The 8,941-nt window shown below is 68.9% G+C and carries 5 protein-coding genes; 1 reads left to right on the top strand and 4 read right to left on the bottom strand.

Annotated elements, in window-relative coordinates:
* The 3 genes from QMG73_RS13025 to QMG73_RS13015 form a co-directional block, all read right to left on the bottom strand.
* Nucleotides 1-676, bottom strand: a 676-nt coding sequence (locus tag QMG73_RS13025; protein WP_281895045.1) for a cellulose-binding domain-containing protein, incomplete at its 3' end; no start/stop codon positions are given.
* Nucleotides 677-788: 112 nt separating this feature from the next.
* Nucleotides 789-3,443, bottom strand: a complete 2,655-nt coding sequence (locus QMG73_RS13020; RefSeq protein ID WP_281895043.1) for an EAL domain-containing protein — start codon at nucleotides 3,441-3,443, stop codon at nucleotides 789-791.
* A gap of 98 nt (nucleotides 3,444-3,541) precedes the next feature.
* A complete protein-coding gene (locus QMG73_RS13015) occupies nucleotides 3,542-5,284 on the bottom strand; it encodes a glycoside hydrolase family 6 protein (protein WP_281895041.1) in 1,743 nt (580 codons plus the stop codon).
* Between the two features lie 397 nt (nucleotides 5,285-5,681).
* On the opposite strand from QMG73_RS13015, the gene QMG73_RS13010 reads away from it, so the two are divergent.
* Nucleotides 5,682-7,385 (top strand): CocE/NonD family hydrolase, encoded by a 1,704-nt coding sequence (locus tag QMG73_RS13010; RefSeq protein ID WP_281895039.1) that lies wholly within the window; start codon nucleotides 5,682-5,684, stop codon nucleotides 7,383-7,385.
* A gap of 782 nt (nucleotides 7,386-8,167) precedes the next feature.
* Here QMG73_RS13010 and QMG73_RS13005 read toward each other — a convergent pair.
* A complete protein-coding gene (locus QMG73_RS13005; RefSeq protein ID WP_281895037.1) occupies nucleotides 8,168-8,941 on the bottom strand; it encodes a class I SAM-dependent methyltransferase in 774 nt (257 codons plus the stop codon).

Genomic DNA, 8,941 nt, shown 5'->3' with positions numbered 1-8,941 from the left:
ACGTAAACAACAACGTATCCGCAGCCGACGCCAACCCACCCAACGTCCGCGACTTCCGCATCGTGATCGTGTTGTTCCACGTCGTCGTCGCAAGGTAGTAGAACCCGTCGTAATACTGCAGCCACGGATCCGGGCCACGCACCTTCAACGGATTCGTAAACGTGCGGTTCGACGGTGGAGGCGTCGTGGGCGGCGCGGTGGTTGGCGGGGGCGTGGTCGGTGCCGCCGTGGTGGGGGCGGGCGTGGTCGGGCCGGGGGTCGCGGTGCCGTTGCACGTCACGCCGTTGAGCGCGAAGCTCGTCGGCGCCGGGTTGGTACCGGTCCACGAGGCGTTGAAGCCCATCCCGACGGTCGCGTTCGTGCCGAGCGACCCGTTCCAGCTGGCGTTGGCGACACGTACCTGGGTGCCGCTCTGCGTGAAGGTGCCGTTCCAGCCCTGGGTGATCTGCTGTCCGGCGGTGAAGGTCCAGGTGAGCGTCCAGCTGCTGAGCGGGTCGCCGACGTTGGTCAGGTTGACGTTGCCGGTGAAGCCACTGGGCCACTGCGAGCCCACCGAGTACGTCACCGAGCACCCCGCCGCCGCGGCCTGGGCCGTGACGGCGGTGAGGCCACCCCCGACGCCGACCACCAGAACCGTGGTCGTCGCGAGGAGGGCACGAGAGCGCCTTATGCGCATGTCGAGCTCCCGAGGTCAATGAGTAGCGAACTGTCGCGAAGACCGCTGCCCGGGAGCCGACTTCCGGATCAAGATATCCAATCACACAGATCGATGCAACCGTGGGAACGGCCTACGAGATGAGCCCCTCGGCGTCGTCCGCCGGCACCGGCTCGGAGAAGAGATGGCCCTGGCCGTACGCGCAGCCGAGGCGGAGCAGGTGTGCCCGCTGCGCCTCGGTCTCGACACTCTCGGCGATGAGCTGCATTCCCAGGTTGCCGCCCATCAGCACGATGGTCTGCACGAGCGCGCTGCTCTTCGCGTCGACGCCCAGGCGGGCTACGAACGACCGGTCGATCTTGAGAGCGTCGATGGGCAGCCGGTGCAGCGCCTCCAGCGACGAGTACCCGGTGCCAAAGTCGTCGATGTGCAGCTCGCACCCGAGGTCGTGCAGGTCTTCGAGCATCTTCCGGGCGAGCGTCACGTTGGTCATGATCACGCCTTCGGTGATCTCGAAGGCGAGGTTGCGCGGGTGCAGGTCGGCGTGGCGCAGCGCCCGTTCGATGTCGTCGACCAGGCCGCCCTGCCAGAACTGCCGGTTCGACACGTTGATGCTGACCCGCAGGTCTTCCCGGCCGGGCGTGCGCTGCCACGCGGCGAGACGCCGGCACGCGTCGACGATCGTCCACCGGCCGATCGGGATGACCAGGCCGCTCTCCTCGGCGATACCCAGGAACTGGTCCGGCAGGATCAGGCCCCGCACCGGGTGCCGCCACCGGATCAGGGCCTCGAAGGCGCGGGTACGACCGCTGCCGAGCTGCACGATCGGCTGGTAGTACACCTCCAGCTCGCCCCGGTCGATCGCCTGCCGCAGCTCGGTCTCGATCTGGAGGCGGGTCACCGCCTTGGCGTGCATCGCCACGTCGAACAACGCGTGTGAACCCTTGCGCTGCGACTTCGACCAGTACATCGCGATGTCGGCGTCGCGCACGAGGTCTTCGGCCTCGCCGTACCGGTCGCCGCCCAGCGTGATGCCGATGCTGGCGGTCACCACGACGTCTTGCCCGTGCAGGCGGAACGGCGGTGCCAGCGCGGCGTGCAGGCGCTCCGCGACCTGTACCGGATTGTTCGGCTCGGCGACACCGTCGAGCAGGATCAGAAACTCGTCGCCGCCGAACCGCGCCGCCGTGTCGGTCTCCCGCAAGGTCTCCGAGATCCGGCGCGCCACCTGGACCAGCATGCGGTCGCCGGCGGTATGCCCGAGGCTGTCGTTGACGACCTTGAAGCCGTCGAGGTCGACGAAGAGCACCGCGAAGCCGCGCTCGCGCTGCCGCATGGCTTCCCGGAGGCGGTCCAGGAACAGGGTGCGGTTCGGCAGGCCGGTCAGGTGGTCGTACAGCGCCGCGACCCGGAGCTGCTCCTCCTGCTGGCGCAGCGCCGCCAGTACCGTCTGGAAGTCCAGCGCCACGGTCAACAGCGCCGCCCAGTGGTTGATCGGCTCACGCCCGGTGCCGACCCGGGTCTCCACCGAGTCGACCACGGCCAGCAGCCCCCAGTCGCTGTCTTCGACCTTCACCGGCACCACGAAGGTCATCGCGTCCGGCGTCATACGGGCGGCCGCCAGCACCTCGGCGGGCGGGAAGGCGCTGATCGGCACGGATTTCGGCGGCTCGCCGGACAGCGGGTCGCGATAGAAGGAGCCGACCAGTTCCAGGTCCGGGTCGGGTTGGTCGCGATCGCCCCACAGGCCGAGGCAGCCAGCGCGCGCCGGGGTCCGCGCCAGCCAGCGCAGATGCCGCGGGTCCTCCTCGTGTCCGCGCAACAAGTTCATGCTGACCTCGTACTGCCGACTCAGGCTCACCTGGAGGTGGGTGCGCTCCCGGAAGTGCGCGCGGCCGGTGGCATCGAGCTCGTCGACGGGCATCACCGGGCCGCTGCCCCGCTGGCAGCCACAGGACTCGCGCACGATGAGGGTGGTCGGGACCAGGATGCGTTCCGGTACCGGGTCGCCGCGAAGTCGCGCGGTCAGCGTGGCGACCGCCGTACGCCCGATCGTCTCGACCGGATGGTTGACGGTGGTGAGGCGGGGCAGCGTGTACGCAGCGGCACGCAGGTCGTCGAAGCCGACGATCGCTTGATCATCGGGCACCCGGTAACCGGCGTTGGTCAGTACCCGCAAAAAGCCGACGGCGTTGGCGTCGGTGCCGAGAACCGCGGCCGTCGACGGAAGTCCGGCGGCGATCAACTCCCGCGCGGCGCCCTCGCCCCCACCCTCCTGGTTGTCCTCGGCGTGATAGATCAGGCGCGGGTCTGGCGCCAGCCCGTGCGAGCGCAGCGCCTCCACATATGTCTCGTACCGCCGCCGGACGTCCTTCGCGCCGAGGTAGCCGGCGAACGCGATCCGCTCGTGGCCGTGGCCGACGAGATGGGCGACCGCGTCGCGGACCCCGGTGGCGTTGTCGGGCAGTACGACCGGAGAGCCGACCTCGGGCACGTCGTGGCTGATCGTCACGACCGGCTTGCCGGCGGCTTGGATCTTGGCTAGGTAGCCGGGGTTCGCCGCGTTGATGATCACGATGAAGCCGGCGGCGTGGCTCCACGCGACCGGGTGCCGCAGGTCGGGCGGCTCACGCATCTCGAGCTGATCGGTGCCCGCGTCGAGAGTCTGGAGCGCGACCACGGTCGCGCCCTCGTCAGCGGCGGCTCTGACGATGCCCTGGAGCAGCCCGCCGAAATACCAGCCGCCGAGGAACGGCGACAGTACACCCAGCGTGAGATCGGACGACACCTGCGAGGCTACGCCGAACTCCTGGTTGCCGTGTGGCGAATGACAATGATGATGGGGCCCGGCGTGTCACGCCGGGCCCCATCTATTTCAGTTGGCCCTTACAGCGGCGGGTACGCGTTCTGCATGAGCTGCGTGACCTGCGCCGGGAACCAGGCACCCGAGATCGGGGCGTTGTCGAGGGCGCCGGACATGTTGTTGCCGTTGCGGTAGTTACCGGTGTACGTCGGGTCGCACATCCGGTCGAAGCCCTTGCCCTCAGGGTTGTCGATCAGGCGGCTGGAGCCGTCGGACTCACCCGGGGGCTTGACCCACACGTAGGCGTCGATGCCGGAGGCCGGGGCCACCCGCGGACGCTCACCGATGCCAGCACCGCTCTGGTTGCACCAGTTGCCCTTGTGGATACGACGGTCGATCCGGGAGCCGTTGATCTGCTCGTCGATCGTGCCCGTGGTACGCGGGCCGGTCGGCCGAGCCGCGCCGCCCCAACCGTTGCGGGAGGTGTCGATCAGCATGCCGATGTTCGACGGCATACCCTGCGAGACCAGCTCGCCGCGGAACGCCTGGGCGAACGACAGCTCGTCGTTGTAGCGGTTCCAGTCGATCCACTTCGACGGCCGGGTCTGGTCGTTCACCGTGATGTACGGCTCCTGCAGGGCCGAGTAGTTGGCCGTGTTGGTGATGAAGCCGTGCACGTTGGAGGTGCTGCCGGACTGCCGGACGGTGTCGGCGAGAAGCGTGGCGGTCGGACGGAAGTTGTCGTCCCAGCCGATCCAGCCGTGGTGAGCGGCGTCGATGTAGTTGTAGACGTTGCCGATCGCGCCGAGCTTCTGCAGGGCGTACGCGATGCCGGCCTGGTAGTTGCCGTTGGCCTTCATCGTGTTGCACATCGCGGTCTCGCCGCCCCGACCGGCCACGTTCGTGATCAGGTTCGGCAGCGAGTCGATCTCGATGATGTTGATGATCCGGAGGCTGGCGTACTTGGGGTCAGCCTGGATCGCCGCGATCGGATCGATGTACTCGGTCCGGTAGCGACCGATCTCGGTCGCGCCGAGCTCACCGTTGGAGGCGAGCGCCGCACAGTCACGACCGGGCAGGTTGTAGATCACGAACTGGATGTAGCTCGAGCCCTGCCGCAGTGCGTCATCGAGGTGCTGACGGACACCGAACGCGCCGTTCGAGCTGCTGTTCGGCGTGCCGTTGATGGCGGCGATCCGGTCGATCCACACTGCGGTCGGGTTGTTGGCGATGCGGCTACCACCCGAGACGCTGTTGGCCTTGGCCTGCCACTCCGTGTTCCGGTAGCCCTGGCCGCCCGAGTACGGGTTGTCGACCTTCTGGCCCGGGTTCGGCGGGTTGCTCGTCGTCGGGTTGGTGCCCGGGGTGGTCGGGTTGGTACCCGGCGTCGTCGGGGTCACCGGACCGTTGCAGGCCACGCCATTGATCGCGAAGTTGGTCGGCACGGTGTTGGTGCCGGTGTGCGTGCCGGTGAACCCGGGGGTCACCGAGCCGCCGTTCGCCACGCTGCCGTTCCAGGACTCGTTGGCTACCGTCACCTGGGTGCCGCTCTGGGAGAACCGGCCGGTCCAGCCCTGGCTCACCCGCTGGCCGTTGGCGAAGGAGAAGGTCAGTGACCAGTTGCTCCACGGGTCGCCCACGTTGCGAATGGCGATGTTGGCCTGGAAGCCGTTGTTCCACTGGTTGACGATCGTATAGGTGACGCTGCACCCGGTGGCGGCGCTCGCGGGCAGGGCCTGGATCACGGTGAGGCCGCCCAGGCCAAGAGCGGCAACCGACGCGATCGCCAGGCTCCGCTTTCTGTTGCGACTCAAGCCGAGTCTCATTCCTATATCTCCTACTTCGTCGCGCGTCGCCAGAGTGAGGCGCTCTGGCGTGGCGGACCGCGGGCTCAAGAGGATGGTGACGCCGCAGAACGCCGTATGGGGGGCGGCTCGCCTGGCCCGGATGGCGAGCAAAAGAATCATCGCGGTCAGCCGTGCGGATCGCTCTCGCTGATCCACGTGCCCTGGTCAACCGCTCGCATCGGCTCCCCCGAATGCGTTAAGCGAGTCTTGCATGGGAGGGCTCCCACGCACAAGCGTGCATCGAGGAAACGATATCCGGCGAGCCGCATATATTGAGCTTCGTCACACTCTTGTTCCTCGATCACCCGGGCTGTGGCAGGGTGCTGGACGGGTGCACCCTCATCGATGGCTCACCTCACAACCGGGGGACAAACTAGTGCGTATCCGATCAGCCGTGACCGCGCTCGCGGTCACGGCAGCCGTCGTACTCGTTCCGGCGTCCGCCTCCGCCGCGCCTGCGGTGCCAGCGGGGCTTGTCGTGAAGAACGGCGCCACCCAGCCGGTCTTCTCGCTCGCCGCCGCCATCCAGGAGACCGTCTACATCACCGCTCCGATGGACAGCAACGGCGACGGCGCCAACGACCGCATCGCCGCCCGCCTCATCCGCCCCGAGGGCACCGCCACCGGCCTCCAGGTCGCGTCGGTGATCCACGCCAGCCCGTACTTCGGGGTCAGCTCGCTGGCACGCGAGAAGTCCGACCTCATCGTCCCGGCGCCACACTTCAACACCTGGTTCGACGACTACTTCGTGCCGCGCGGGTACGCCGTCGTCGAGGTCGAGATGCAGGGCACCGCCGAGTCAGAAGGCTGCGCCACCACCGGCGGTCCCGAAGACACGATCAGCGCCAAGGCGGCCGTCGACTGGCTGGGCGGCCGGGCCACCGCCGTGTACGCCGACGGCACCCCGGCCGTAGCCACCTGGAGCACCGGCTCGACCGGCATGATCGGCGTCTCGTACGCCGGCACCCTGCCGATCGCGGTCGCTGAGACGGGCGTCGAGGGGCTCGAAACCATCGTGCCGATCGCCAGCATCTCCAGCTGGTACGACTACGCCCGCGCGAGCGGCATCTCCTACGGCGGCTTCGGCAGCCGGTATCCCCAGTCGCTGGCGCAGTACGTCTCCAACTCCACCGCGCTCAGCCAGTGCGCCAGCCGGTACACCCAACTCGGCGACCAGGCCGACGACGCCACCGCCGACTTCAACGCGTTCTGGCAGGCTCGCGACTATCGTGACCAGGCCAGCCAGGTCGGTGCCTCGGTCTTCATGGTGCACGGCCAGCAGGACAAGAACACCAAGACCACAAACCTCGGCCGATACTGGGACCAGCTGATCGCCAACGGCGTGCCGCGCAAGCTGTGGCTGCACGACGGCGGGCACAGTGACCCGTTCGGCTCCGACCTCGTCGGGCGCGACACCGTGGGCCGCTGGATGGACTACTGGCTCTACGACATCGACAACGGGATCATGAGCGAGCCGCAGGCCACCATCAAGCGCCCCGACGGCACGAGCACCACGTACGCCACATGGCCGAGCGGCACCGAGACCAACCTGTACTTCGGTGGACCGGCCACCGGCGCCGCTGGCACCCTGCTCACCTCGCCCGCGCCGAGCGGCACCCAGTCGTTCACCGACGACCGGGGCCAGCTCGAGTACCCGATGACCACCGCACCCGACACCGCCAAGCCCGGCCGCCTCGTCTACCTGGCACCGGTGCTGACCGCGCCAAAGCGCCTGTCAGGCACCGCTCGCGTGCAGGTCACCTTCACATCGACGACGTCGAGCACTCCGCTGACGGCGATGGTCGTCCACTACACCGACGGCTTCCCCACGAGGGTCGTGACAAGAGGCGCCCTGGACACCAAGAACCGCCTGTCCCTGACCACGCCCAGCCCGCTAACCCCCGGCACCCAATACACCGCAACCATCACGTTGGAGCCCAAGGACTACATCTTCCCAACAGGCTCCAGAGTGGGCGTCGTGCTGGTAGCCAACCACAACGAATACCTAACCACCGACATGTCCGCCGGCGGCGTGGCCGTCTCCCTCCCGACGAGCCGCGCGGTCCTCCCCTTGACCTAACCCACCCCGCGTCGGCCGCCCACTCTCCCGGCCGTCGGCGGCCCGCTCTCTCCCGGCGGTGGCCGCCGCTCTCCCCCGCCCTCCGGCGGGGTCGTCCGCCCGCCGTCGGCGGCCCGCTCTGCCCGCCGATCAAGGGCGAATGCACGTGGTTCGATCTCTTTTCCGCGTGCATTCGCCCTTGATCCATGCAAGCGCCCTTGATCGACGGGCGTGGACACGCCAGCACGCAGCCGCAGCCAGCGGCAGCGTCGCGCTCGGGCAGCGAACATGGACGCGCCGCCGCACCAGTAGATCTAGACGAGCTACCGCGACGCCCGCCGTGCGCGAGACCGCTGCTCCCGCGGCCTCACCCACCGCGGCCGGTCACGCTCACCCCTTGCGCCGCCCGCGCAACAACATCCCTGTTCTTGTCCCCTCGGCCCCGCCCGGATGCCGCGACATCCGGGATTTTGTCGCCACGCCCGCCCGGGTTATAGGGACACGGACGGTGAGGCCGCGGGAGCAGCGTCTCGCGCACGACGCACGTCGCGGTAGCTCAGACCTCGATCCTGGTTCCGGCCTCGCCCTTGCCCCGCGACGGGCCGTCGATCAAGGCCATGTGCGTGGATCAAGGGCAAACGCACGCGGATTTGAGATCGAACCACGTGCATTTGCCCTTGATCGGCGCGGCCGGCGCGGTGGGCGCGGCGCGGCCGGCGCGGCACGCCGCGGCGCAGCGCGGCCGGCGCGGCACGCCGCGGCGCAGCGCGGCCGGCGCGGCCGGCGCGGCGTGGGGAGTGGGGCTAGGGGTGGCGGGCTCGGGAGGAGGTGAAGGAGTAGGACATTGCGGCGAAGCCGGGGTCTCGCGTCAGCGCGCGGAAAAGGCGTAGTTGGTCTGGGGAGATGCCTGCCGCCAGCAGTCTCGGCTCTAGCTGGCGGGAGTTGTTGTCGTACAGGGCCATGGCCGGGGAGCCGCCCAACCAGCTCTCCACGTGCATCGTGGTGTCGATGTCGGTCAGGCCCACCCGCGCCATCTCGCCATGCACGTCCTGCGCCCATCCCAGGTCGGCGCCCCGGTCGCGGAGCACGCCGAACAGCGCCTCCATGACCTCCTGGAAGAGTTTCGCCGAGTCGTCGTTCGGAGCGGTCAGCACCCGGGGCGCCGCCGTGCAGTCGAACTCTTCCACCACCAACCAGCCGCCCGGCGCCAGCGCGCTCGCCATCTGCTTGAGTACCCGCCGGCGCTCGGGCAGGTGCAGGAGCAGGAGCCGGGCGTGGATGATGTCGAACGGTCCACCGGGTGGCGGGGTGTCGCGGGCGTCGTGCCGCAGTACTGACAGGTTGTCGTCGGGCACCAGGTGCAGCGGGTCGATGTCGGTGGCGACGACGTGCCCGACCGGGCCGACCGCGCGCGCCATGAAATATGCCACCGATCCGCCACCCGCGCCGGCCTCCCAGCAACGGGCACCGGGGCGGAGGACGAGCCGACGTGCCGTGATCGGATCGAGGAAGGACTCCAGCGCGCGCAGTTGGCTGTCGGCTTCGGGCGAGCGGTTGCTGAACGCGTATCCGGGCAT

The organism is Phytohabitans aurantiacus, from assembly GCF_027923225.1.
Lineage (GTDB): Bacteria > Actinomycetota > Actinomycetes > Mycobacteriales > Micromonosporaceae > Phytohabitans > Phytohabitans aurantiacus.
The sequence above is the reverse complement of the archived record's forward strand: the minus strand, read 5'-3'. Positions and strand labels throughout refer to the sequence as shown.